General features: G+C 64.5%; 26 protein-coding genes and 1 pseudogene. 18 read left to right on the top strand and 9 right to left on the bottom strand.

Translation table 11 applies throughout. The features are described from left to right. Positions 1-576 precede the first annotated feature (576 nt). Positions 577-1,500: a LysR substrate-binding domain-containing protein gene (locus AC0L3C_RS06955; RefSeq protein ID WP_473407504.1), complete on the bottom strand. Its 924-nt coding sequence runs from the start codon at positions 1,498-1,500 to the stop codon at positions 577-579. Between the two features lie 108 nt (positions 1,501-1,608). Between AC0L3C_RS06955 and AC0L3C_RS06950 the strand changes: the two are divergent. Both AC0L3C_RS06950 and AC0L3C_RS06945 read left to right on the top strand, forming a co-directional pair. Then, a pseudogene (locus tag AC0L3C_RS06950) lies at positions 1,609-1,707 on the top strand (alpha/beta hydrolase); the annotation flags it as partial. Positions 1,708-1,982: 275 nt separating this feature from the next. Beyond that, a complete protein-coding gene (locus AC0L3C_RS06945; RefSeq protein ID WP_473259642.1) occupies positions 1,983-2,801 on the top strand; it encodes an alpha/beta fold hydrolase in 819 nt (272 codons plus the stop codon). A gap of 183 nt (positions 2,802-2,984) precedes the next feature. On the opposite strand, the gene chrA is transcribed toward AC0L3C_RS06945, so the two are convergent. Both chrA and AC0L3C_RS06935 read right to left on the bottom strand, forming a co-directional pair. After that, positions 2,985-4,370: a chromate efflux transporter gene (gene chrA, locus AC0L3C_RS06940; protein WP_473407503.1), complete on the bottom strand. Its 1,386-nt coding sequence runs from the start codon at positions 4,368-4,370 to the stop codon at positions 2,985-2,987. After that, positions 4,370-5,188: a chromate resistance protein ChrB domain-containing protein gene (locus AC0L3C_RS06935; protein ID WP_473407502.1), complete on the bottom strand. Its 819-nt coding sequence runs from the start codon at positions 5,186-5,188 to the stop codon at positions 4,370-4,372. The genes chrA and AC0L3C_RS06935 overlap by 1 nt, the downstream gene beginning before the upstream one ends. Before the next feature lie 195 nt (positions 5,189-5,383). Between AC0L3C_RS06935 and dmeF the strand changes: the two genes are divergently transcribed. Both dmeF and AC0L3C_RS06925 read left to right on the top strand, forming a co-directional pair. Further along, positions 5,384-6,340 carry a CDF family Co(II)/Ni(II) efflux transporter DmeF gene (gene dmeF, locus AC0L3C_RS06930; protein WP_473279237.1) on the top strand — a complete coding sequence of 319 codons (957 nt, stop codon included), beginning with the start codon at positions 5,384-5,386 and terminating at the stop codon, positions 6,338-6,340. Positions 6,341-6,435: 95 nt separating this feature from the next. Next, positions 6,436-7,281, top strand: coding sequence for an N-acyl homoserine lactonase family protein (locus tag AC0L3C_RS06925; RefSeq protein WP_473407555.1), 846 nt, complete (start codon positions 6,436-6,438; stop codon positions 7,279-7,281). Positions 7,282-7,286: 5 nt separating this feature from the next. On the opposite strand, the gene AC0L3C_RS06920 is transcribed toward AC0L3C_RS06925, so the two are convergent. Then, positions 7,287-7,478, bottom strand: a complete 192-nt coding sequence (locus tag AC0L3C_RS06920) for a hypothetical protein (protein WP_473279236.1) — start codon at positions 7,476-7,478, stop codon at positions 7,287-7,289. Positions 7,479-7,509: 31 nt separating this feature from the next. Next, positions 7,510-8,667, bottom strand: coding sequence for an MFS transporter (locus AC0L3C_RS06915; protein WP_473279235.1), 1,158 nt, complete (start codon positions 8,665-8,667; stop codon positions 7,510-7,512). 162 nt (positions 8,668-8,829) lie between these two features. On the opposite strand from AC0L3C_RS06915, the gene AC0L3C_RS06910 reads away from it, so the two are divergent. Beyond that, positions 8,830-10,089, top strand: coding sequence for an adenylate/guanylate cyclase domain-containing protein (locus AC0L3C_RS06910; protein WP_456764029.1), 1,260 nt, complete (start codon positions 8,830-8,832; stop codon positions 10,087-10,089). Positions 10,090-10,242: 153 nt separating this feature from the next. Here the strand turns inward: AC0L3C_RS06910 and AC0L3C_RS06905 are convergent, their stop codons facing one another. After that, entirely contained in the window at positions 10,243-11,487 is a 1,245-nt protein-coding gene (locus tag AC0L3C_RS06905; RefSeq protein ID WP_473407501.1) for an MFS transporter, read from the bottom strand. Positions 11,488-11,654: 167 nt separating this feature from the next. On the opposite strand from AC0L3C_RS06905, the gene AC0L3C_RS06900 reads away from it, so the two are divergent. Continuing rightward, positions 11,655-13,007 carry an Nramp family divalent metal transporter gene (locus AC0L3C_RS06900; RefSeq protein WP_473279232.1) on the top strand — a complete coding sequence of 451 codons (1,353 nt, stop codon included), beginning with the start codon at positions 11,655-11,657 and terminating at the stop codon, positions 13,005-13,007. Between the two features lie 116 nt (positions 13,008-13,123). On the opposite strand, the gene AC0L3C_RS06895 is transcribed toward AC0L3C_RS06900, so the two are convergent. The 3 genes from AC0L3C_RS06895 to hemB all read right to left on the bottom strand — a co-directional run bounded on the left by AC0L3C_RS06895 (position 13,124) and on the right by hemB (position 15,969). Further along, positions 13,124-13,900, bottom strand: a complete 777-nt coding sequence (locus tag AC0L3C_RS06895) for an arginyltransferase (protein WP_473407500.1) — start codon at positions 13,898-13,900, stop codon at positions 13,124-13,126. Positions 13,901-14,049: 149 nt separating this feature from the next. Continuing rightward, positions 14,050-14,583 (bottom strand): RDD family protein, encoded by a 534-nt coding sequence (locus tag AC0L3C_RS06890; protein ID WP_473279231.1) that lies wholly within the window; start codon positions 14,581-14,583, stop codon positions 14,050-14,052. 324 nt (positions 14,584-14,907) lie between these two features. After that, a complete protein-coding gene (gene hemB / locus AC0L3C_RS06885; protein WP_473407499.1) occupies positions 14,908-15,969 on the bottom strand; it encodes a porphobilinogen synthase in 1,062 nt (353 codons plus the stop codon). Positions 15,970-16,091: 122 nt separating this feature from the next. On the opposite strand from hemB, the gene AC0L3C_RS06880 reads away from it, so the two are divergent. From AC0L3C_RS06880 to AC0L3C_RS06825, 12 genes are all read left to right on the top strand, one after another. Continuing rightward, the gene (locus tag AC0L3C_RS06880; protein ID WP_473259667.1) at positions 16,092-16,589 is read left to right on the top strand and encodes a DUF6163 family protein; all 498 of its coding nucleotides are present in this window, start codon (positions 16,092-16,094) and stop codon (positions 16,587-16,589) included. A 533-nt stretch (positions 16,590-17,122) separates the two neighbouring features. Then, positions 17,123-17,641, top strand: a complete 519-nt coding sequence (gene ldtR, locus AC0L3C_RS06875; protein WP_007603420.1) for a transcriptional regulator LdtR — start codon at positions 17,123-17,125, stop codon at positions 17,639-17,641. Positions 17,642-17,841: 200 nt separating this feature from the next. Next, a complete protein-coding gene (locus AC0L3C_RS06870) occupies positions 17,842-18,078 on the top strand; it encodes a hypothetical protein (RefSeq protein ID WP_473259669.1) in 237 nt (78 codons plus the stop codon). 37 nt (positions 18,079-18,115) lie between these two features. Continuing rightward, on the top strand, positions 18,116-18,337 hold the full coding sequence (locus tag AC0L3C_RS06865) for a hypothetical protein (RefSeq protein WP_007603423.1): 222 nt from the start codon (positions 18,116-18,118) through the stop codon (positions 18,335-18,337). Positions 18,338-18,595: 258 nt separating this feature from the next. Next, positions 18,596-19,894 carry a serine hydroxymethyltransferase gene (gene glyA / locus AC0L3C_RS06860; protein WP_473259671.1) on the top strand — a complete coding sequence of 433 codons (1,299 nt, stop codon included), beginning with the start codon at positions 18,596-18,598 and terminating at the stop codon, positions 19,892-19,894. Between the two features lie 29 nt (positions 19,895-19,923). Further along, the gene (gene nrdR, locus AC0L3C_RS06855) at positions 19,924-20,406 is read left to right on the top strand and encodes a transcriptional regulator NrdR (RefSeq protein WP_007603426.1); all 483 of its coding nucleotides are present in this window, start codon (positions 19,924-19,926) and stop codon (positions 20,404-20,406) included. Then, on the top strand, positions 20,403-21,551 hold the full coding sequence (ribD, locus tag AC0L3C_RS06850) for a bifunctional diaminohydroxyphosphoribosylaminopyrimidine deaminase/5-amino-6-(5-phosphoribosylamino)uracil reductase RibD (RefSeq protein ID WP_473407498.1): 1,149 nt from the start codon (positions 20,403-20,405) through the stop codon (positions 21,549-21,551). The genes nrdR and ribD overlap by 4 nt, the downstream gene beginning before the upstream one ends. Then, positions 21,551-22,174, top strand: a complete 624-nt coding sequence (locus tag AC0L3C_RS06845) for a riboflavin synthase (protein ID WP_473259676.1) — start codon at positions 21,551-21,553, stop codon at positions 22,172-22,174. The genes ribD and AC0L3C_RS06845 overlap by 1 nt, the downstream gene beginning before the upstream one ends. Before the next feature lie 72 nt (positions 22,175-22,246). Beyond that, a complete protein-coding gene (gene ribH, locus AC0L3C_RS06840) occupies positions 22,247-22,738 on the top strand; it encodes a 6,7-dimethyl-8-ribityllumazine synthase (RefSeq protein WP_473259678.1) in 492 nt (163 codons plus the stop codon). A 2-nt stretch (positions 22,739-22,740) separates the two neighbouring features. Further along, on the top strand, positions 22,741-23,238 hold the full coding sequence (gene nusB, locus AC0L3C_RS06835) for a transcription antitermination factor NusB (protein WP_007611091.1): 498 nt from the start codon (positions 22,741-22,743) through the stop codon (positions 23,236-23,238). A 152-nt stretch (positions 23,239-23,390) separates the two neighbouring features. Continuing rightward, positions 23,391-24,380 carry a thiamine-phosphate kinase gene (thiL, locus tag AC0L3C_RS06830; RefSeq protein WP_473407497.1) on the top strand — a complete coding sequence of 330 codons (990 nt, stop codon included), beginning with the start codon at positions 23,391-23,393 and terminating at the stop codon, positions 24,378-24,380. 142 nt (positions 24,381-24,522) lie between these two features. After that, positions 24,523-25,077, top strand: coding sequence for a hypothetical protein (locus AC0L3C_RS06825; RefSeq protein ID WP_473407496.1), 555 nt, complete (start codon positions 24,523-24,525; stop codon positions 25,075-25,077). The last annotated feature ends 66 nt before the right edge of the window (positions 25,078-25,143 follow it).

Raw genomic sequence — 25,143 nt, 5'->3', positions numbered from 1 at the left:
AGCGATGCACTATTGCCCCCGTCGCCATGCAGATGACTGATGCGCGCGCCCGGTTGGGCCGCCACATCACCGCAGGACTTGACGCACAGACCCCGGGCGTCAGGACCACACGACTTGTTCGTCCGCGCACGTCCTCGCATGTCGCTTCGAGTGCTGGCGTGTGCTCACACCCAAAGCCATGCCAAGACGCTTTCGGCATCGTGTCGTAGGCACGAAAGCCATTGCTCACAGCCGAAGCCGCCCTGCAATGCCTGTTATGCCCAACGCCGTCGCGTCCATCGCTGCCCAGCCCGCGGTTCGTGACGATCGCGATCCGCCCCTTGTCTCGGGCCAGGGTGTGTCGCTTGTACGTCAAATCCGAATTTCGGTAAAGTGGAATATTTCGCGGGGTGGGCTTGACAGGCGGTGTGGCGGAAATGGTCGCGGCTGTTTTGCCCGACGGGCACGGGGAGGCGAGGGGGACGAGCTTTGGCCCAAAGTGCTGAGAGACGGCAGCTTTTGAGGGCGGAGCGGGAGTCGTTCGGCTCGGTCATCATCGACGGCTTGTGACCCCGTAGCGGACTCTCGCATCGGTTACTAGTCAGCTTCAACGTAGCGAATGATGCTCTGATTTTGAACGTTTGCAACCAATTCATCCGCGCGGGACAAAAGACGGCGGAGCAGCGGCGACGGATTGGTCCGATTGTATCCCAGCGCCAGATCGACCGACGGCGTGCCGCCCTCGAGCGCTCTGGCGACGACGTTCGGTGCAAGCATGTTCTGCGCATAGAGCGGGACGAGGCTAATTCCGCCTGTGGAAGCCACGAGCGACATGGCCGATGATATGTTTTCGCCTTCGTATTTCGCCTTGAGGGTAATGCCGACCCGAGATGCGTAATCCTGTATGACCTCTTGCAAGACCGGCGATGTTCTTGCCGAGCTGACATAGATCTCGCGGGCGAGATCCTGCGGACGAATCTTCTTCCGTGACGCCAAGCGGTGTTCGGCCGGCAGCACGGCAATCAAGGGCTCCTTCGCCAATATCTTGAAGACGACGCCCTCGTTGTCTTTCTCTGGACGAAGGAAAGCAATGTCCAGCTTTCCCCGCATCAATGCCAGTGCGAGTTCTGGCGAAGATTGCGTGCTGAGCGTCACGTCGACATCGGGGGCTTCCTCGCGGAGGATGCGCAGCAACTGGGGGAGCCACATCACCTCCAGTCCGACGAGAAAGCCCATCGAGAGGACGGGCCTTTGCGGTTGCGCCGTCTGCCGGGCCCCTTCCGTTGCGGCCTCGACCTGCAGCAGCGCCAGCCGCGCATGATCGAGAAACACGCGTCCGGCAGCGGTCAGCGTCACGCCTCGCGCCTGGCGCTCCAACAATTGGACGCCGACTTCGGCTTCCAGATCGCGAATTTGCCGGCTCAAGGACGGCTGGGAGGTGTTCAGTCGCCGTTCGGCGGCGTTCAGCAGGCTGCCTTCTTCAGCGACGGCAACGAAATAGCGCAGGTGCCGGAGCTCCATGATCCCTCGTATATCTTCCAGGCATAGCTTGAAGCCTACAAGGTCTTGGTCAGGAGCCAAAGAGGGATTTACCGTTTCGCAGTCTTCAACCAAAAAGGACAACGAACAATGTCTTCGCCGAAGCATAGTATCGTCTTCAGCAAAGTGATCCCAGCACTCCAGGCCGATAGGCACGGCGTGATCGCAATTCAGTACGGCCTCGACAATTCTGCAGCGCGATCGAGAGTGAAGTCTCTCATTTAGCGGGAAACGCACGCGAATGCGCAGGAGCGACGAATAGCGCCGTGCCGGATCCGGCGATAACGCGTCGGCGATCGGGCGTCGCCACGGCAAGGGCTCGCCTGCGAGGCCACTGAACATCGTGTCTTTTGGAAAGCCAGGGGGCGCGGTCTGTGGCCTGATCAGCTTGGGCCTGCCTGCTTTTTAGACCCCCGTCCGCAAACTTTTCAACAAAGATCTAACAGCGCAGATGGAGCGACTCGATGTCGACGATCACGACTACAGACGGCGTAAGCATTTTCTACAAAGATTGGGGATCAGGTCAGCCTATCGTGTTCAGCCACGGCTGGCCGCTGACAGCGGACGACTGGGATGCCCAGATGATGTTCTTCCTTCGCCACGGCTACCGGGTGATCGCCCACGACCGGCGCGGCCACGGCCGGTCCGACCAACCCAACACCGGCAACAATATGGACAATTGGGTTGCCGACCTCGCGGCCCTGACTGAACACCTCAGCCTGCGCGACGCGATACATATCGGGCATTCGACAGGTTGCGGTGAGGTCGCTCGCTATGTTGCTCGCCACCCGGCGCGCGTCGCGAAGGCCGTGCTGGTCGCTTCACTGACGCCGAACATGTACCGGAGCGAGGACAATCCGTCCGGTCAACCGCCGGAGTGGTTCGAGGCGATCCGGGCAGGTATGTTGGGTAACCGGTCGGAGTTCTACCGTTTCGTCCCTGAGAATCCGTTCTACGGCTACAATCTCGACGGAGCCAAGCCTTCGGAGGCCATTATCGCCAACTGGTGGCGCCAAGGCATGGCTGGTGGTGCCCTCGCTCACTATGCGACCGTCGACTCTTGGCTCGAAGACTACACCGAGGATCTCAAGAAGATCACCGTGCCGGTGCTGGTGATGCATGGCGAGGCGGATCAAGTCGTCCCATTCGCAAGTACCGTGCCGCGTGCGGTCAACCTGCTTAAGAACGGCTCGCTGAAGACTTATCCCGGCTATCCCCATGGCATGCTCACCACACATGCGGATGTCCTCAACCCCGACCTGCTCTCGTTCATCAGGTCTTGACGACATCGCTCATCCGTCATCGTCTCCCGCACGAAGGAGATGCCGTTTGCAAGGCGGCCTCTCCTTCCAGTTCAAGAGACGGTGTACGACAGCCGCTTTTTGGCCCATAGCCGCCATGCAATCTGACGGCTTAGTGACGCCTTCAAGGGCACCCCGGACGCAACGAACCACTGAGTTCGCGTCCTAGATCATCCCCGCCAACCGCAATGCCACGCCCGCAGCGCAACTGCCCGCCAGCACCGTCAGCATCCCCAGCTTGAACCGGAAGATCGCGGTTGCGGCCGCGATCGACAGCACGAGCGCGGGGATATCGACGCTGGTCAGCACCGGCATGTCGAAGGCAAACAGGAAGGCGTGCACCGGAACGGTGTCGCGGAACAGCGTGTGCAGCGCGAACCAGATCGAGAGGTTGAGGATCACGCCGACGACGGCAGCCGTGATGGCACTGAGCGCACCGCCGAGGCCCTTGTTGCCGCGCAGCCGTTCAACGTAGGGGGCGCCTACAAAAATCCAGAGGAAGCAGGGTGTGAAGGTGACCCAGGTCGCGAGCAGCCCGCCGAGCGTGGCCGCGAGCATCGGCGACAGCCCGCTGGCGTCGCGGTAGGCGGCCATGAAGCCCACGAACTGAAGCACCATGATCAAGGGGCCCGGCGTGGTCTCGGCCATGCCGAGGCCGTCGAGCATCTCGTGCGGCTTGAGCCAGTGATAGTGCTCGACCGCCTGCTGGGCGACATAGGCCAGCACTGCGTAGGCGCCACCGAAGGTGACCAGCGCCATCTTCGAGAAGAACAGCGCGATGTGACTGAAGACATTGTCTTGTCCAACAGCGAGCAACAGCGCGATCACCGGCACCAGCCACAGCGCCAGCCACAACGCGCCGACGCGAATCGTGCGCGCGGTGTTGGGGCGTACATGCTCGGGCACGGCGTCGCCGAGCATGCTGTCGATCACGGCGCTGCTGCCGGCAGGGCCGTGACCGGCCGGCGCGAATTCCGGACGGCCCTGTTTGGCACCGATATATCCTATAACGCCTGCGGCGATGATGATGACCGGGAAGGGGATCGCGAAGAAGAAAATCGCGACGAAGGCGATCGCGGCAAGCGCGATCATGATGTGGTTCTTCAATGCGCGCTTGCCGACGCGCACCACGGCCTCGACGACGATGGCGAGCACGGCGGCTTTCAAGCCGAAGAACAGAGCCTCGACGAAGCTGACATTGCCGTAGGCGGCGTAGACGTAGCTCAGGCCCATGATGGCGATGATGCCGGGCAGGATGAACAGCCCGCCCGCCATCAGCCCGCCGGCGGTGCGGTGCATCAGCCAGCCGACATAGGTCGCAAGCTGCTGCGCCTCCGGGCCCGGCAGCAGCATGCAGTAATTGAGCGCGTGGAGGAAACGGGCTTCCGAGATCCAGTTCTTCTCCTCGACCAGGATGCGGTGCATGACCGCAATCTGGCCCGCGGGCCCGCCAAAACTCAGGCAGGCGACGCGGAGCCAGACGCGAAAGGCTTCGCTGAAGCTGACGCCGTGACCGGCATCAGCTCCTGCTTCGATCGTACGGATATCCATCAAGCCTTCGCCTTGTTGGTCGGCCAGTTGTGGGTCTCGGACGTGGCGTCGCGACACCAGCGATAAAAGGCGTCGTAGAGCAGCATGCCGGCCTCGAGCTGTTCGAGGTCGTCATCATACATCCGCGACAGCCCGAGCGAAGCTGCGAGCAATCCGGGAGCCTCCGGCGCAAGGTCGGGCCGCCCGGTGTCGGCGCCGCGCACGAGCGTTGCGAGCCGGAGCAGCGCCGGCGCGGCAATCCCGAACTCCTCGATCATCACGTCGAAGGTGCAGAGCTCGCCACGGTGGCTCCAGAACACGTTCTCGATGTCGAACGGGGCTGCCTTGAATCGCTCGCCGACGGCGATCACTTCGGACGGGGCCACGAACAAGAACACCGCATTGGGATCGACGAAACGTCGGATCAGCCAGGGGCAGGCGATGCGATCGACCTTGGGCCGCGCCCGTGTCACCCAGACGGTGCGTCCCTTGGCGTCGCGCGGCGGCAGCTTGCGGGTATCGAGCAGCGGCAGCTTTGCGTCCTTCCAGCCCTCGAAGCCGCCTTCCAGCGTCTCGGCCTGGACCCCAAGCTGCCTGAGCCAGGCTGCCGTGCCCTGCGCCAGCTTTGCGCCGCGCAGGCAGGAGACAATGGCGGTGCGGCCGGCGAATTCGGCACCCCATTCCGGAACATTGTCGTGACTGAGCTTGATCGAACCTGGGATCAACCGCCGGTCGGCGGCAAAATCCTCGTCGGTGCGCACGTCGATCAGGGCAGGAGCGTTCGCCGTGCCGATCAACCGTGCCAGTTTGTCAGATGATATCGTCGTGTAGGAAGACATGATGCGCCCTCGTGAAAAACAACGGGACGCGATACTTGGGCATGTCGCCTCGTGGGGAGATCGCTCAAATCCCCATGGCCTTCATTACACCGAAACGGCACCTACCTGTCAATCGGCTCGTTCCGGCGATTTTGCCCAGAAGACTCGCAGGTCTATATTAGGGGTCAACGGCCCGGGCCTTTCGGAGACTTTGCGATGCATTCCCATTCCGTCGAACAATGGACCCATGACCACGCCTTCCTGGGCGACAAGCACGACGAGAACGAGCGGCGCACCTGGCTCGTCGTCATCCTGACGCTGGTCATGATGGTCGGCGAGATCGTCGCCGGCTCGCTGTTCGGCTCGATGGCACTGCTCGCCGACGGCTGGCACATGGGCACGCATGCGGCGGCGCTGGGGATTGCCGCGTTCGCCTATCGCTTTGCGCGGAGGCACCTGGGGAGCTCGCATTTCAGCTTCGGGACTGGGAAATTCGGCGATCTCGCCGCCTTCGCCAGCGCGATCATCCTCGGTCTGATCGCGGTCGAGATCGCCTATGAGAGCGTGCTGCGGCTGATCAATCCGGTGCCGATCGTCTATGGCGAGGCGATCGCGGTCGCTGCCCTCGGTCTGTGCGTCAACCTCGCCAGTGCCTGGCTGCTCCGCGACAGCCATGGTCATCACCATCATGGCCATGCGTATGATGATCACGATCATCATGATCACGATGATCATCATCATCACCAGCATCACGACAACAATCTCCGCGCGGCCTATGTCCACGTCATGGCGGACGCAGCGACATCGGTGCTGGCGATCGTCGCTCTCGTGGTCGCCATGTATTCGGGATGGGCCTGGGCCGATCCGGCGGTCGGCCTGATCGGCAGTGCCGTGATCGCAAGCTGGGCGTTCGGTCTGATCAAGACGTCAGGCGCGGTGCTGCTCGACGTGCGCGCCGACGAGAAGCTCGAGCGTGTGATCCGGGCGCGCATGGAGGTCGGCGACGACCGCGTCACCGATCTGCATCTGTGGCAGGTCGGTCCCGGCCATTGCGCCGTGCTGGTGTCCGTGGTGTCGGACAAGCCCAAGCAGCCGGCGGTCTACAAAAAGCGGCTCGCCGGACTGAAGGGGCTGAGCCACGTTACCGTCGAGGTCGAGACCTGCCCGCGTTGACAATGTCTTTTGCGGGAATTCTGCGGACTGGCCGGGGTTGATCTTCGGTCACAGCCGACATGGCAGTCGACATGGCTGCAAGGGAGGGACGAATGATGCCAAGGGTCAAGAGGATCAAAAGGACCAAGCTCGCTGTCGCCGTCGCTGCACTCGTTCTGTCCGGTCATGCGGTGCTCGCGCAGTCCGAAAAGACGCGTGTCGAAAAGCTCTACGTCTTCAATTGCGGGGAGGGCACCGCTGGCGACATCTCGCGCTGGACGCCCGGCCTCAACGAGGGCAAGACGATGGACTTCGTCGACAGCTGCTATCTCATCAAGCACGCCAAGGGCTGGTTCCTGTGGGACACCGGCATCACCGACGCAGTCGCCGCGATGCCGAATGGCCTTGCGCCAGCCGATCCCAAAGCCGTGACCTGGCGCCGGCCGAAGACGCTTGCCGCCCAGCTCGAACAGCTCGGCCTCAAGCCGGATGACGTCAAGATGATGGCGGTCTCGCACACCCATCCCGACCACACTGGCAATGTCGAGCTATTCCCGCAGGCCACGCTCTACGTGCAGAAGGCCGAGTATGACTGGCCCGGCGCCAACAACGAGCCGCGGTTCAAGCCGTCACATCCGGTCGAGCTGCTTGCGGGCGACAAGGACGTGTTCGGCGACGGCAGCGTGACCATCCTGTCGACGCCCGGCCATACGCCGGGACACCAATCGTTGCTGGTAAAGCTGCCGAAGACCGGCGCCGTCGTGCTGTCGGGCGATGCGGTGCATTTCAAGGACAATTGGGACAACCGCCGCGTGCCCAGCATGAACGCCAACAAGGACCAGAGCGCGGCCTCGATGCAGAAGATCGCCGACACGCTCAGTAAGGAGAAGGCGCAGCTGTGGATCAACCACGACAAGTCCCAGCGCGACAGCCAGAATATGTCGCCGGAGTTTTACGACTAGCGCGGCTAGCCTTTCGGTGCGGTCACGGCGGGCGGGCTCGCGTCCGGCGCCTTCTTCGGCTTCAGCGAGCCGGCGTAGAAGGAGATCAGCCAGACCAGGATGATGGCGAGGAGATAGACACCCCAGGCCTGCGGCGGCGTGGTCGCCCAGCGCAGGAGGCCTTTGAATGTGCGGGGCGGGCGCGTGTCTTCGGTCATGCTCCGCTTGTGCGCGAAAGCTCCCGCCCGGTCAATCCGGCCGCGGTTGCGCGCGGATCATGAACAGCGCGGCCAGCGCCGAGAGGCTGAGCGCGGAGGAGACGATCAGCACCTTGGCGCCCATGACGTCGATGAGCAGGCCGAAGGCCAGCGGCGCCACGGCCTGCGCCATCCGTGCCGGCGCGCCGATGATGCCGAGGCGATAGCCGAAATCCTTGGGGCCGAAGATCGACAGCGGCAGCGTGCCGCGCGCGATGGTCAGGATGCCGTTGCCGGAGCCGTGGAACAGCGCAAACGCACTGGCCGCGGCGCCGCCGAAGATCGCCACGACCACCGCGCCGATCGGGTGGGTGAGGCAGGCGAGCCGCGTCGACCACAGCGGGTGAAAGCGGCTGAGGAAGCCTGCTTCCAGAACCCGCGCGGCCACTTGCGCAGGGCCAATCAGCGCTCCGGCCGCGATCGCCTCGACCGGCGTCGCGCCGGTGGTCTCCAGGATACGCGGAAAATGCGCGGCCATCGCGCCGGTGACGGTCCAGACCGCGGCGAAGACGAACGCGAGCAGGATCATGGTGCGGTCGAGCGGCAGATGCGGCTTCTCTGCTGTCGCCGCGGCCTGCCTCGCGCCCTTGATCGTCGGCAGCATGAAGAAATTCAGCGGCAGGCTGATCAGGATATTGGCGGCGGCCCAGGCGAAGCAGGTGTCGCGCCAGCCGATATGGGCGAGGCCCCAGGCGGTGAGCGGCCAGCCAATGGTGGATGCAAAGCCCGCCATCAGCGTGATGCCGGTGATCGGCCTGCGCGCCTCGGTGCCGTAGATGCGGCCGAGCGCGGCGAAGGCGGCGTCGTAGAGCCCCATCGCCATGCCGATGCCGAGCACGAGCCAGGCCATCGTCATCACCGCCACCGATTGCGAGAGGCCGAGCAGAACGAGACCGGCGGCGATCGTCAGGTTCGACACCGAGAGGACCTGCCGGCCGCCGACGAGATCGATCTGTCGCCCGATACGCGGGCCGAGCAGCGCCGAGATCACCAGCGAGGCCGAGAACGCGCCAAAGACCCAATTCGAGGAGATGCCGAGATCGCGCGCCATGGGATCGGCGAGCAGCGCCGGCAGATAGTAGCTCGAGGCCCAGGCCAGGGTCTGCGTGGTACCGAGCGCCAGGATGATCGGAAGCTGGCGCTGGCTCATATCCCGGTATTTCTGGTCGGCGGTGTCATCATTCCCATTTGCGGCCCGAGGCGGCAGCGCGTCAACAGCGTCCGCGACATATGCGACCTACCGCGGGTGAGAGCCTTGACGCAAGGTCGCGCCCCGCCTTTCGCTCGTCACGAATGCACGGCATAATGGCGCATGCAATTGACCTCGCGCCTTGCGTTGATGAACTGGTTGGCCGGCCAGGGGCTCACCGGCCTGCCCGAACCCGAACTGCTGCGCGGCTTCTGCGAGCGCTGCCGCGCCGAGGGGCTGGAACTCTCGCGTGGGCTTGTCGTCATCGATACGCTGCACCCGATCTACGAGGGGCGCGCCTTCCGCTGGAGCGATACGCCGACCAACGAGAGCGACGTCGTCGAATACGGCTCGACGGCCGAGGGCGACGCGGCCAACAATTGGCGCCGGTCGGTGTTCTATCATTTGCTCGAGCATGGCCACGACGAGATGGTGATCGACCTCGCCGACGCGCCCTCGCTCGATTTTTCGCAGATCGGCGAGCTCGCCGAAACGGGTCACCGCCATTTCCTGGCCTTTGTGCACCGCTTCGGCGAGACCGGAGCGCTTGGGCAGATGGACTGCCTTTACTCATCCTGGACAACGCGACGCGACAGCGGCTTCGCGGAAGGCGAGCTCGCGGCGCTGCGCGATCTCGTGCCGGTGCTGGGGCTCGCGATCAAGTCGGCGCAGCAGGTCGACATCGCGCGCACGCTCGGCCGCGTCTATCTCGGACGCGATGCGTCAGAGCAGGTTTTGAGCGGACGTATCTCGCGCGGCGTCACCGAGCGCATCAACGCCGTGCTCTGGTATTCGGATCTGCGCGGCTCGACCGGAATCAGCGAGAGCATCGGCCCCGACGAGATTATCCCGTTCCTCAACGACTATGCGCAGGCCGTGATCGATGCGATCCACGACGCCGGCGGCGACGTGCTGAAGCTGATCGGCGACGGCGTGCTCGCGATGTTCACCGGCGAGGACATGGCGCATGCCCGGCGCGCGGCGCTACGCGCCGAGCATCTGTTCCGCAAGAACGTCGCTGCGCTGAACCTGCGGCGGGGGGCCGAGGGCCGTCCCACCACGTCCGCCTATATCGGCCTGCATGTCGGCGAGGTCTTTTACGGCAATATCGGCAGCGAGGACCGGCTCGACTTCACCGTGGTCGGTCCGACCGTGAACGAGGTCAGTCGCATCGCCTCGATGAGCCGTTCGGTCGATCGCGAGCTGCTGGCCTCGGCGGAATTCTACAAGGGCCTCGACGCCGCCGGCCGCCGGTATCTCGTCTCCACCGGCCGCTACGCGCTGCGCGGCATCGGCCGCGCGCAGGATCTCTACACGCTCGATCCGGAGGTGGACGCGAGCGAGCCGGTGACGGGGAGCTACGAGCGATATCTGGCGGGCTAGGCTGGCTGCTCCCCCAATGTCGTCCTGGCGAAAGCCAGGACCCATAACCACCGACTGTAGTTTTGCGAAGACTTGTAGTTGGGGATTTCTTGCCAAACTGCTCCCTTGGGTAATGGGTCCTGGCTTTCGCCAGGACGACGCCAGAGAAATTGTCTAACACCGCGCCGCCACCTCATCGCCCACCATGTCCGGCTGCCGGTCCAGCGCCACCGCGGGCGAGAGCCAGATCACCAGCGCCTGCACGCCGAACACCGCCGCGGCGAGATACAGGCAGGCTTCCGCGCTCCAGACACCGCCGACGATAGCTCCGAGCGCCGAGCCGACCGGACGGGCGCCGTAGCTCATGATGTTGATGGCGGAGACGCGGCCGAGCAGGCGCGGCGGGGTTACCGACTGGCGCAGCGTCGTGGTCGAGATCACCCACAGGATCGGCCCGACGCCGAGCAGGAAGAAGCTCAACGCCGCAAGCCAGGGCGAGGGGACCAGCACCGTCAGCGCCATCACCATCGCGGCGACGAACCCGGTGACGGGGCCGAGGCCGACGACCGTGCCGAACGCGATGCGCTTCATCACGCGGGTGGCGAACAGCGCGCCGATCACCATGCCGACGCCGTACATCGTCAGCACGGCGCCGACACCGGCAGCGGTCAGGCCGAGGTGACGTACGGCGTAGGGCACGAACACCGCGATCTGCAGGAACCATCCGGTGTTGAAGATGAACTGGGTGATGAAGACCGGCCGCAGCAGCGGATGGTGGAACACGAACGCTGCGCCCTCGCGGATGTCCTGGAACGGATGCCGCCGTGGCGCCGGCGTGCGGGCGGGCTCGTAGATGCCGGAGAGCAGCACGACGGCGATTGCGGACAGCGCGGCCGCAAAGCCGAAGGCGGGGCTCGCGCCCCACCACCCCACCAGCGCGCCGCCGAGCGCAGGGCCGCTGGCGAACGCGATGGTGCGTGCAAGCTCGATCCGCGCATTGGCGGCCGGCAACAGGTCCGAACTCACCAGCGAGGGCACCAACGCCGGCGCGGCCACGCTGTAGACGACGGTACCGCACACGGCGGCAAAGCCGAGCAGAGCCAGCAGCGGCAGATTGAGCGCGCCGAGTGCGAGCAGCAGCACGATCGCTGCAAGGGCCGCGACCCGCAGCGCCTCCGCGCCCGCCATCAGCGAACGGCGGGAGATGCGGTCGGCCAGCAGGCCGGCCGGGATGGCGAAGAGGACGAAGGGCAGGGTCAGCGCGGTCTGGAGCAGGCCCGTCTGGCCTTCGGCGACGCCGAGCGTCAGCACCGCGACGATGGGGGCCGCGGCCAGCGCGATCTGTTCGGCCGACTGTGCCGCCAGGTTCGACCAGGCGAGGCGGTTGAATGTCTCGGGGAGGCGTGGGGAATTTGACATGGCTCATTTCCTGCAAAGTCGGGTTAGCGCCACTATCCGCCTCGGGAGGCCGCCGAACCCACCCGGTTCCCGACAGGGCGCCAAATAGCGACCGCCACCGGAACGCACCCGGCTAGATGCAGTTGCAAATGAGTTGCAATAAGGCTCGACTTCGGTATTCTCGCCCCATGGATGCTCGCTCGCCCGATTTGACCCGAGACGCCGCCGGCTGGCGCAATGACGCGCCTGCGACCAAGAGCCTTGCCGAGGTGAATGCCTCGGTCGCCCTCCCCATCGCGGGGGTGTGGTGGCGGCGGCTGCTCGCCTTCGTCGGTCCGGGCTATCTGGTGTCGGTCGGCTACATGGACCCCGGCAATTGGGCGACCGACCTCGCCGGCGGGTCCAAGTTCGGTTACACGCTGCTCTCGGTCATCCTGCTCTCAAATTTGATGGCGATCCTGCTGCAATCGCTGGCGGCACGGCTCGGCATCGTCACCGACCGCGATCTCGCGCAAGCCTGCCGTGCGACCTATTCGCCGGCCGTGAATTTCCTGCTCTGGATCGCCTGCGAGGCGGCGATCATCGCCTGCGATCTCGCCGAGGTGATCGGCACCGCCATCGCGCTAAAACTCCTGTTCGGCATTCCCCTGATCGGCGGCGCGCTGATCGCTGCGCTGGACGCCTTCTTGCTGCTCATCCTGATGAATCGTGGCTTCCGTTTCCTCGAAGCCTTCGTCATCGCATTGCTCGTCGTGATCGCAGTCTGCTTCACGGTCCAGCTTGCCGCGGCGGCACCGCCGGTGGCCGAGATGCTGAAGGGATTTGTGCCGAAGACCGAGATCTTCACCAACCCCGAGATGCTCTACATCGCGATCGGCATCATCGGCGCGACCGTGATGCCGCATAATCTCTATCTGCACTCCTCGATCGTGCAGACGCGCGCCTATGAGCGCAACGACACGGGCCGGCGCGAGGCGATCAAATGGGCGACGACGGATTCGACCGTCGCCCTGATGCTGGCGCTGTTCATCAATGCGGCGATCCTTGTGGTGGCGGCTGCGACGTTCCACAAGAGCGGCCATTCTGATGTGGCCGAGATCGGCCAGGCCTTCGAGCTGCTGTCTCCGCTGCTCGGCCTCGGCATCGCCTCGACGCTGTTCGCGGTGGCGCTGCTCGCTTCGGGCCTGAATTCAACGGTGACGGCGACGCTCGCCGGACAGATCGTGATGGAGGGCTTTCTCGATTTGCGCCTGCCGAGCTGGGCGCGCCGGTTGCTGACGCGCGGCATCGCGATCGTTCCCGTGATCGTCGTCACCGCAATCTATGGCGAGCGCGGCACGGCCGATCTGCTGGTGTTCAGTCAGGTCGTGCTGTCGATGCAGTTGCCCTTCGCGGTCATCCCGCTGGTCCGCTTCGTCTCCGACCGTCGCAAGATGGGCAAGTTCGTAATCCCGGTGTGGGTCGCGGCGATCGCGTGGATCGTCGCGGGCATCATTGTGATTTTGAACTTGAAGCTGCTCGCAGATACGCTGTTCGGGTGAACACGGCTGTCGTCGTCCGGCTCGACCGGACGACCCAGTATTCCAGAGACAGTTGTGAATGACCCGAGGCGTCGCGGCGTACTGGATGCCCCGCTTTCGCGTGGCATGACGGAGAGCTAATCCTGCGGCTCGGACGCGGCATCGCCCTGTGCGTCGATGCGCAGCCAGCCTGACGGCGCGAGGCGCTGCTGAGGCAGGAAGCGGGCCTTGTAGTCCATCTTCTTCGAGCCCTCGATCCAGTAGCCGAGATAGACGTAAGGCAGTCCTTGCCGGCGAGCCCGGGCGATGTGGTCGAGGATCATGAAGGTGCCCATCGAGCGGCTGACTTTGCCGGGCTCGAAGAATGAATAGACCATCGACAGGCCGTCGCTGAGCACGTCGGTCAGCGCGACCGCGATCAGCTGCTCGCCGCGGCCGGTGATGCCGCTGTCGGGACCGCGCTTGCGGTACTCGATGATGCGGGTCTCGACGTGGCTGTCCTCGACCATCATGGCGTAGTCGAGCACGGTCATGTCGGCCATGCCGCCATGGCGGTGACGGGAATCGAGATAGGCGCGGAACACCGAATATTGCTCGGAGGTCGGCACCGCGCTGCGCTGCTCGCCGATGATGTCGGCGTTTCGCGCGATGACTTTTCGGAAGTTGCGGGAGGGGCGGAACTCGTTGGCGATCACCCGGACCGAGACGCAGGCGCGACACTGGTCGCAGGCGGGCCGGTAGGCGATCGATTGGCTGCGACGGAAGCCGCCATGGGTCAGGAGGTCGTTGAGGTCACCGGCGCGCTCACCTACGAGGTGCGTAAACACCTTGCGCTCGTGCCGGCCCGGCAGATAGGGGCAGGGGGAGGGCGCCGTGAGGTAAAATTGTGGGGTGTCGCGCGAGTGCTGGGTCAAGGGACGTCGTGGGCCTCCAAAATATGCATCAGCATCGCGCTACGAAAGCCGCCGGTCAATTGGTCTACTCGGCAGGTCAGATCGGACAGCATAGCGGGTCCAGGTTGATAGGTTCTTGATCAGCGGGTCCATGATCGAAAGGTCGCTGATCAGTATGTCCTGGCGCCTTGAGGCACCGGTGCGCGAACGGAATTGTTGATCACGACCGTTCCCAACACGAAATCCTGCAGCAAGCGCCTGCGGCCGTTGAAGAGGCCGACCAGGACGACGAAAGGCGACAGGAACGAGACGGTCACCCAGAACAGCACGGCGTGGGTGGCGCCGAGCACGAAATAGCCGGGCGCGCCGTACCAGGTGCGCAATTCAAGATCCATCACGCGCATGCCGATGGTCGCGGACGACGGACCGCCGATGCAGGCGCCGTAATAGACGATGGCCCAGATCACGGAGGCCGGCCAGGCCAGCCAGAAAAGCGCCCAGCCGATGCCGAGCGTGACCACGCCGAACACCGCGATGAAGAGGTAGCCGAGGATCACCGGCACCGAGATCACGACCATGTCGATCAGGAAAGCGAACACGCGCCGCGTCGCAACGCCGCGGAACAGTTCCGGGTGCAGATAGGGATCGTAGGCGTGAGCCGCACCATCACTGCGCCAGGCATTGCCCGAGTCCGAATACGACATCACCGTCCTCCCGAGGGGAAACTCCCGTGGCAGCACATGGGAATAGGCCGTCCGCGTGCCAAGGGTGCCGGGATTAACAAGACGAAATATTCCGGCGATTCGGGGGCGGTGGAGGTGGTGGCGGCGCCACACCCTCCGTGTCGTCCTGGCGAAAGCCAGGACCCATTACCCCAGGGCGTAGTTTGGCGATGACTGGAAGTTGGTACGTTCGCCGGTATCGATACCGCGTGCTCTCGATAGATCACGCGGTATGGGTCCTGGCTTTCGCCAGGACGACGATGAAGAGACAGGTGTGCCCGGCCTTCGCCGGGACGACATTGGGGCCTACCCCTGAGCGCGCAGCTTCTCCGCCGCCTTCGGTGCAAAGTAGCTCAGCACACCGTCGGCGCCGGCGCGCTTGAAGGCGAGCAGGCTCTCCATCATGGCGCGGTCGCCGTCGAGCCAGCCGTTGTTGGCGGCGGCCGCGATCATCGCGTATTCGCCGGACACTTGGTAGGCGAAGGTCGGCATTGCGAACGTGTCCTTCACGCGGCGGACGACGTCGAGATAGGGCATGCCGGGCTTGACCATCACCATGTCGGCGCCCTCGGAGATATCGAGCTCGACCTCGCGCAGCGCCTCGTCGGTGTTGGCGCTGTCCATCTGGTAGGTGCGCTTGTCGCCGGTGAGCGTCTTGGCCGAGCCGATGGCGTCGCGGAACGGGCCGTAGAAGGCGGAGGCGTATTTTGCGGCATAGGCCATGATCTGCACGTCGAGCAGGCCGGTGCGATCCAGGCCCTCGCGGATCGCGGCGACGCGGCCGTCCATCATGTCTGACGGCGCGATGATGTCGCAGCCGGCTTCGGCCTGCACCAGGGCCTGACGCACCAGCACGGCGACGGTTTCATCGTTCAGTATCTTGCCGTCGGAGATCAGGCCGTCATGGCCGTGGCTGGTGAAGGGATCGAGCGCGACGTCGCAGAGAATGCCGATCTCCGGAAACTCCTTCTTGATCGCGCGCACCGCCTGGCAGACCAGATTGTTCGGGTTGGTGGCTTCCGAGCCCTCCTCGTCGCGCAGGGACGGGTCGGTGTAGGGAAACAGCGCGAGGCAGGGGATGGTGAGCTTCATAGCGCGCTCGGCGTCGCGCACGGCCTGGTCGACGCTGAGACGCTCGACGGCGGGCATCGAGGCGATCTGCTCGCGCTTGTTGTTGCCGTCGATCAGAAACAGCGGCCAGATCAGATCATCCGTCGTGAGCACGTTCTCGCGCACCATGCGCCGGGCCCATTCGGCCTTGCGGTTGCGGCGTGGGCGGACGGTCAGATCGAGGGCAGGGGAGGCCCCAGTGCCATCCCGGCGCGAGACCTCGCGCAATTCGATCGGACGCCCGTACTTGATCGCCATCACTCTTCCTCCGGCTGGAATTATTCTTATACCAGCTCGCATGGTTCCCGTCACCGCGGGTTGACCTGCCGCAAAAGATGGCAGCCGATTGATTTTGCGGGGCAAAGCAGCCAGAAGGGGGCATGTCCGAGATCTCCACCCGCGATGCGGCCCGCGACAGCGCCAGGGATGCCGTCCGAGACAATGCCAGAGACAGCGCAATGTCGGTGGCGGCGATCTCGTCGGATCGGGCCGAGTCCGACGACAATGTCTGGACGCGCCGGCTCGTGCTGTTCCTGCGGGTGATGGCGCTGCTCTCGATTCTCAAGGGCCTCTATCATTGGGCGCAGGTGACGGGCTTCGTCGGCGGCGAGGACGAGGCGTTCGAGAACCAGTCGATGGCCTGGCAGGCCTCAACCATCTACTTCGCCGTGATCGAGCTCGTTGCCGCGGTTGGCCTCTGGCTCGCCACACCTTGGGGCGCCGTGGTGTGGCTGACGACCGTGGTGTCGATGGCGGTGATCGAGCTGATGTTCCCGGGCATCTACGGCGGCAGCCTGATTGTGGTCGGCGTCGAAGCCTTCATGCTCGCCGCCTATCTCGCGCTCGCCTGGATGGCCGCACGCGAACGGCCGCCATAGGCGAAGTCATTTCAACGTTCTCTCTCTCTCTCTCTCTCTCTCTCTCTCTCTCTCTCTCGTGCCCCGGACGCTGCGCAGCACGTAGTGATGCGCTGCTGAGCCGGGGCCCATCTCTCCACAAGCGCGTTTGTAGCCCCTGGGTCCCGGATCTTCGCTACGCTCGTCCGGGACACGAGGGCGCAGTTGTGCCCGCTTGGTTGACCGTTCGTTGCGTAAAATTCGACGTAAGTTTTCGCTAACCAGCCTGTTCCGCCACAGCTCTTACGCGGGCGTTTCGAAACGGGGCGGGGCTGTTCTGGAATGCGACAATCGGGGCGGACGGAGGGTGAACAGGACCTTTCGAGAGTCAACAGACTGTTGCGAAAAGTGCTTGTGGCACAGGCTTAATCCGCAATTCACTGTCTTAAATTCATGATCTCTTTATTCTCTTATTTAAGCCGATCTTCAAACGAGCCCCCTTAAGTTGCACCTATCAGACGGGACACAAGTTTCGTCGAATGAGTGTCGATAAAAACGACAACAGGGGAAGTGTCATGATGAAAGCCGTCGCAACTGCGGCAGATACCGCAGAACGCGTCTCCGGCCAGCAGGGTTCGGTGCAGACGCTCTATCTGGAAGCTTTGACTCTGGTGGAGCGGCTGCATCGCCGGCTGCTCGACGTCATCAAGGACGAGTTCGATCGCCGCGGCCGTGCGGACATCAACTCGGTGCAGGCGCTCCTGCTCTACAACATCGGCGACAAGGAGCTGACCGCGGGCGAACTGCGCACGCGCGGTTATTACCTCGGCTCCAACGTCTCCTACAATCTGAAGAAGCTCGTCGAACTCGGCTTCCTCGATCATCAGCGCTCGCGCGTCGATCGCCGCTCGGTGCGCATTCGCCTGACGCCGCAGGGCCAGGAAGTTCGCCGCATCGTCGACTCGCTCTACCAGAAGCACGTCAAGACCGTGGAGCAGGTCGGTGGCATCTCGGGCGAGGAGTTCTCGACCCTGAACAAGTCGCTGCATCGCCTCGAGCGGTTCTGGACCGACCAGATCCTGTATCGTCTCTGAGCTCTTCGACGGGATTTGGCCAAGCCGGCCCACAACAAGACCGGCAAGTCTCCCGAACGTGCCTGAGCTTCCCCAAGCGCGCCGGCCCGGCTCTGTCCGGACCGGTGCGTTTTTTCTATTTCGCGGTTGCGAAAAAATCCCCAACCGGTGGGAACGAGTTCCCGGTTCGGTGCTTATCCCCTTCGATCGGAGGGCGGACGATGCTGGTCGAGCGTGGCGTGGGGGTGATGAACGTGGAACTCGTGAGCGAGGCCTATGCCATCGCCGCGAACTATCTTCGCCGCTCCGGCGCGATCCGGGACACCCTCGTCACCGACGAACACCTGCTCGAAATCGTCATCAAGCTGCTCCAGCACGGCGAATTCAACAAGATCAGGCTGGCCAACAAGGCCATCGTCAGGTTCGAGGCGCAGTCCGAGGCCAAAGCGGTTGCCTGATCTCAACTCCCAAACGCGGCAAGAATCAGAGGGTGCCATGGAAGCTGCCATCGACCGGATCATGCATACCTACGATTTGCTCGCCAACCGCACCTCTGCGGCGAGCGCGGAGGCGCGGGAAAAGGTGACGAACTACCTAAATACCTTGATGGAAGCCGGCGAGAAGGACACGCACAGGTTGACCGTGTGCGGCCTGACCTATCTGCGGCAGCTCGACGGCAGCGTGGATCCCGTGAAGGCGGGGTATACCGGGCTGTAGAGGCCGGCGGCCGGTCAGCCGGTCGCACCCCGCGGCGTTTCGAACCCAAAGCGGGCCTTTCCGGACATTGGACGACCGGATGCCGGCCGGTCGTCCAAATCCTCCAATCCCACCATATCTTGCATAAATCACAGGTCCGACCCGCAAACCCTTGGCCTGTTGCGGGCGATGTGGTAGATCGCGCTCGCCGCTTCCGATCGCCACACCAGACCCGCCCGTAGCCCGCCAAACGGCTGCGGCGGTGGAGATATTCGCAAGATGACCTTCGCCAAAACCGCCTCCGCGCCCGATTCGTTTTTCACCGCCTCGCTCGAGCAGGCTGACCCGGAAATCGCAGCCGCCATCAAGGGCGAGCTCGGCCGTCAGCGTCATGAGGTCGAGCTGATCGCCTCCGAGAACATCGTCAGCCGTGCCGTGCTGGAAGCGCAGGGTTCGGTCATGACCAACAAATACGCGGAAGGCTATCCGGGCGCGCGCTACTACGGCGGTTGTGAGTGGGTCGACGTCGCCGAGAACCTTGCGATCGATCGCGCCAAGAAGCTGTTCGGCGCCAACTTCGCCAACGTGCAGCCGAACTCCGGCAGCCAGATGAACCAGGCGGTGTTTCTGGCGCTGCTTCAGCCCGGCGACACCTTCATGGGCCTCGATCTTGCCGCCGGCGGCCATCTCACCCACGGCTCCCCCGTCAACATGAGCGGCAAATGGTTCAAGGCCGCGCACTACACCGTGCGCCGCGAGGACCAGATCATCGACATGGACGCCGTCGCCAAGCAGGCCGAGGAGGTCAAGCCGAAGCTGATCGTGGCCGGCGGCTCGGCCTATTCGCGGGCCTGGGACTTCAAGCGCTTCCGCGAGATCGCGGACAGCGTCGGCGCCTACCTCCTCGTCGACATGGCGCACTTCGCCGGTCTCGTTGCCGGTGGCGTGCATGCTTCGCCGGTGCCGCATGCCCACATCACCACTACCACGACCCACAAGTCGCTGCGCGGACCGCGCGGCGGCCTGATGCTGTGGAATGACGAGGCGTTGACCAAGAAATTCAACTCGGCGATCTTCCCGGGACTGCAGGGCGGCCCCCTGATGCATGTGATCGCGGCGAAGGCGGTCGCCTTTGCCGAGGCGCTGCGGCCGGACTTCAAGGTCTATGCGAAGAACGTCGTCGAGAACGCCAAGGCGCTGGCCGAGACGATGAAGAGCCACGGCTTCGATATCGTCTCCGGCGGCACCGATAACCATCTGATGCTCGTCGACCTCCGGCCGAAGGGCCTGAAGGGCAATGCTTCGGAGAAGGCGCTGGTTCGCGCTGCCATCACCTGCAACAAGAACGGTATTCCTTTCGACCCCGAGTCGCCGTTTGTCACCTCCGGTATTCGGCTGGGCACGCCTGCGGCAACCACCCGCGGCTTCGGCGTCGCTGAATTCCAGCAGGTCGGCGGCATGATCGCCGAGGTCCTGAACGCGATCGCGCAATCCTCCGACGGCAAGGCGCCGCTGGTGGAGGCCGCGATCAAGGAACGGGTCAAGGCGCTCACCGATCGTTTCCCGATCTATCAGTAAGGTCCAAGAAAACCGGTCAAGGTCAACGGATGCGCTGCCCGAACTGCAACAGTCTCGATACGCAGGTGAAGGACTCGCGTCCGACCGAGGACTCTTCCGTGATCCGCAGGCGGCGCGTGTGCGTCGCCTGCAATTTCCGCTTCACCACCTTCGAGCGGGTGCAGCTGCGCGAGCTCACGGTGATCAAACGCAACGGCCGCCGCGTGCCGTTCGACCGCGACAAGCTGATGCGCTCGGTGTCGATCAGCTTGCGCAAGCGGCAGGTCGAGCCTGAAAGGGTGGAGAAGATGGTCTCCACCATCGTGCGCGAGCTCGAGACCGGGGGTGAAGCCGAAATCTCATCGGAGGTGATCGGCGAGACCGTGATGGAACATCTGCGCACGCTCGACGACGTCGCCTATGTCCGCTTCGCCTCGGTCTACCGCAATTTCCGCGAGGCCAAGGATTTCGCCGACGTGCTCGGTGAGCTCTCCGGTGAGGAGGAAGCGCGGCTCGCCGCGATCCGCAAATGATCTTTCGCATCCTGGAGGATCAATTCGCGCAAAAGGCGCGCGAGTCCAGGGATGCCGACCGGCGCTTCATGGAGCTTGCGCTGGCGCTCGGCAGGCGCGGGCAGGGACGTACCTGGCCCAATCCCGCCGTCGGAGCCGTCATCGTCAAGGACGGCGTGATCGTCGGCCGCGGCTGGACCCAGCCCGGCGGACGGCCGCATGGCGAGCCTGAAGCGCTGCGGCGCGCAGGCGAGGCCGCGCGCGATGCCACGCTCTATGTCACGCTGGAGCCGTGCTCGCATTTCGGCAAGTCGCCCCCGTGCGCCGACGCAGTGATCGCCGCGGGCATCAAGCGCGTGGTCGCCGCGATCGAGGATCCCAATCCGGAAGTCGCGGGTCAAGGTCATGCGCGCCTGCGCGCCGCCGGCATCATGGTGGATGTGGGTCTGTGCGCGCGGGAAGCCGCTTTCGATCATGCCGGGCATTTCCGTCGCATCAGGGATCACCGCCCGCATGTGATCCTGAAGCTCGCGGTCTCGCCCGACGGCAAGATCGGTGCGGCTGGCGGCAAGCCGGTCGCGATCACCGGCGAGGCGGCGCGCAACCGGGTGCATCTCCTGCGGGCGCAGAGTGACGCCATCCTGGTCGGCATCGGCACGCTGCTGGCGGACGATCCGCAGCTCGACTGCCGCCTGCCGGGCATGGCGGTGCGCTCGCCGGTGCGCGTGGTGCTCGACCAGAACCTGCGCATTCCCGGCGCAAGCAGGCTCGTGGGCTCCGCGCGCGAGATTCCGCTGTGGGTGGTGGGTTCTGAACTCGCGGAGGCCGCGGCCGCCACGCGGCTCGGTGCTGCCGGCGCGCAGGTGATCCGCGTGCCGCCCGGCAACGCCTCGGGACTCGATCTTGCGGCGGTGCTGCATGCATTGGCCGGCAAGGGCATCACGCGGCTGATGGTCGAGGGCGGCAGCCGCGTCGCCGCGTCCTTTATCGCCGCCGACCTCGTTGACGAGATCTGGCTGTTTCGCGGCGCGGAGGCGGTGGGCGCCGACGGGGTGGATGCGCTCGCCGCATTGCCGCTGTCGAAAATCACGCAGTCGCAGGCCTACAAGGTTCATGCTAGCGAGACCTTCGACAAGGATACTCTCACCATCTACGAGCGCGCGTAATGTTCACCGGCATTGTCACCGATATCGGCGAGATCGTCGGCTTCACGCCGACCGCGCGGGGCCAGTTGCACCGGCTGCGCATCGCCTGCCGCTACGACCAGACCACCATTGCGGACGGCGCCTCGATCGCCTGCAATGGCGTCTGCCTGACGGTGGTCGCGTCCGGCGTCGAAAGCGGCAAGGACTCTGCTCAAAGGACATGGTTCGACGTCGATGCCGCGGCCGAGACGTTGGCGCTGACGACCGCAAAGCACTGGAGGGTCGGCACCAGGCTCAATCTCGAACGTGCGCTCAAGATCGGCGACGAGCTCGGCGGGCATATCGTCGCCGGCCATGCCGACGGCATCGCGACCCTCGTCAGCCGCGAGGACCTGCCCGACATGGCGCGGTTCGAGCTCTCCACGACGTGGGAGCTGGCGCGGTTCATCGCGACCAAGGGCTCGATCACGCTCGACGGCGTCTCGCTGACGGTTAATACGGTGAAGGACGTGAGCTTTTCGGTGCTGATCATCCCGCACACCCTGACGGTCACGACGATCGGCGGCTGGAAGGCGGGGAATGAGGTCAATATCGAGGTCGATCTGATGGCCCGCTACGCGGCGCGGCTGACGGAAATGAAGTGACGGCGTCTTTGAACTTGGCTTACCCGCTGGTGGCGACTACATAGCGCCAACCCCTGTGGAACGGATTTGACTATGGCAGACGCGCGGCGCGCACCCCTCAAGGACCAGACCGACATCTCCGGCGCACGCGCGCTGATTGTCGAGGCACGGTTCTATGACGATCTCCAGGACGCGATGCTCGAAGGCGCGGTGGCCGAGCTGAAGGCGGCCGGTCTGACCCATGACGTCATCACGGTTCCCGGCGCACTGGAGATTCCTGCGGCGATCACCATAGCGGTTGATGCCGCGGCCGCCAATGGCAAGCCCTACGACGCCGCGATCGCACTCGGCTGCGTGATCCGTGGCGACACCATCCATTTCGAGATCGTCTCGCAGGAATCCTCGCGCGCGCTGATGGACCTGGCGGTGGCGCGAAAGCTGCCGCTCGGCAACGGCATCCTCACCGTCAACACCGAGGCGCAGGCCTGGGCGCGGGCGCGCGCCAGCGAGCTGAACAAGGGCGGCGATGCCGCGCGGGCCGCGATTGCGATGCTGCGCATCAAGCGCCGGCTGGCGCGGGCTTGATCATGGCCGACAACAACAAGAAGCCGCCGGCCGGCACGGAGAAGAAGGCGAACCGGCGCGGTGCGGCGCGGCTCGCAGCCGTGCAGGCGCTGTACCAGATGGATATCGGCGGTGCCGGCATCAACGACATTTTTGCGGAGTTCGAGAGCCACTGGCTCGGTAACGAGGTCGAGGGCGACACATATCTCCCGGCGGAAGCGGCGTTCTTCCGCGACGTCGTCTCCGGCGTCGTGCGCGACCAGAAGAAGCTCGATCCGCTGATCGACGAGGCGCTGTCGAAGGGCTGGCCGTTGAAGCGCATCGAAGCGATCCTGCGCGCGGTGCTGCGGGCAGGGGCCTACGAACTGGAACACCGCAAGGACGTGCCGGGCCGCGTCGTCGTGTCCGAATATGTCGACGTCGCCAATGCCTTCGTCGACCGCGAGGAGACCGGCATGGTCAACGCGGTGCTCGACCAGATCGGCCGCCAGTTTCGCGGTGACGAGTTCGGGCGGGGGTAGATTGAGACGACGTCCGCCGTAGCCGTCATCCTGAGGTGCCGGAGCGAAGCGGAGGCCTCGAAGGACGGCGGCGTGCCACCGAAGGTGCATCTCGGCCGCGCATCCTTCGAGGCTCGCAAGGGCTCGCACCTCAGGATGACGGGTCTAGTGCCGTGACGCAGGACAAAGAAACGGTATCCGCCGAAGACTCCCTCATCGCGCGCTATTTCAAACCGCTGGCGACTGATCCCGGCGCGCTGGGGCTGGTGGACGATGCCGCCATCCTGCAGGCGCTCGGCAGCGACATCGTCGTCACCACCGACGCGGTGGTCGAGGGCGTGCATTATCTTGCCGCCGATCCGCCCGATACCATCGCGCGCAAGGCGCTGCGGGTGAACCTGTCCGATCTCGCCGCCAAGGGCGCCGTGCCGGCCGGCTTCGTGCTGACGCTGGCGCTGCGCAGCAAGGAAGACGCCTGGCTCAGGCCGTTCGCCGATGCGCTAGGCGAGGATGCCAAGACCTTCGCCTGTCCGCTGCTCGGCGGGGACACGGTGTCGACGCCGGGGCCGCAGATGATCTCGATCACCGCCTTTGGCCGCGTGCCGCAGGGGCGGATGGTTGGCCGCACCGGCGCGAAGCCGGGCGACCGTATCCTGGTCACGGGGACGATCGGCGATGCCGCGCTCGGCCTCGATGTGCTCACGGGCGGGACGATGGCGGCCATGCTGACGGCAGATCAGGCCGCGCAGGACTATCTGATCGATCGCTATCGCCTCCCTCGGCCGCGCAATGCATTGGCCGGGGCAGTGCTCGCCCATGCCAGCGCAGCGATGGACGTGTCCGATGGTCTGGCAGGTGATCTTGCCAAGCTCTGCGCCGCCTCCGGCGTCAGCGCCTTGGTCGAGGCGCACCATGTTCCGCTGTCACCAGCCGCTGCGATGTCCGCCGTCGGCCTTGAAAGGCTCGTGTCCGGCGGGGACGATTACGAAGTTCTGTGCGCCATTCCCGAATCGCGCTGCGCCGATTTCATACGGGAGGCCGAGCAGGCTGGTGTCCGCGTCACGGCGATCGGCACCATCATCGCCGGCCAACAAGCGCCGCGATGGACGGGCGCAGAAGGCCGCAAAATCACACTGCGCCGCCTATCCTATAGCCATTTCTAGGCCCTGGTGCGGCCAGGCGCGTCTAGTCTCTCTGCTTTTTGGGGACAACCGGGTACTATCGGCAATCGCAAACCGGCGGATTTGATTCGGATGACAGCGACCTCAACCGCGAGCAAGCTGCAGCCTGTTCCCGGCAGGGAATGTGGAAGCTGCACGCTCTGCTGCAAGGGTCTACAACATTCCTGAGATCCAGAAGCCTGCCGGCAAGTGGTGCGGGCAGTGCAAGCCCGGGCGCGGCTGCAAGATCCACGACAGCCTGCCGGACCAGTGCGCGGAATTCAATTGCCTCTGGCGAACGGATGCGGCGATGCCGGCGCAATGGAAGCCCGATCAGGCGAAGATGGTGGTCACCATCCATCCGATCAGCCGGAACATCCAGATCCAGGTCGATCCAGGCCTGCCATCGGCATGGAGCCGACAGCCCTATCACGATCACCTACGGCAATGGGCGACGAAGAACATGCCGAAGGGCATGCATGTGGTCGTTTTCGTCAACGAGCTGGCGACACTCGTTTTGCCTGACCAGGATGTGGCGCTTGGTCCCGTGACACCCGACCAGACGATCGCAGTTCGTTTGGAGCCTGGTCCGAACGGTGGCGTCTATGAGATCAAGGTCTCGACTACGCGGAGGACGGATGATGGCCAGACCTTCGAGATCGCGTCCTCATCCCGTCATCCTGTGAGGTCGGCGGCCTAGGCTTGGCCACGGCTGGGCTCGGTCCCTTCGGTAGGTCGCTTGCCTGTTCTGTGGCAAACGGGCGAC

The sequence above is a fragment of the Bradyrhizobium sp. WSM4872 genome (assembly GCF_055811715.1).
This window is presented reverse-complemented; position numbering and strand designations above follow the sequence as displayed.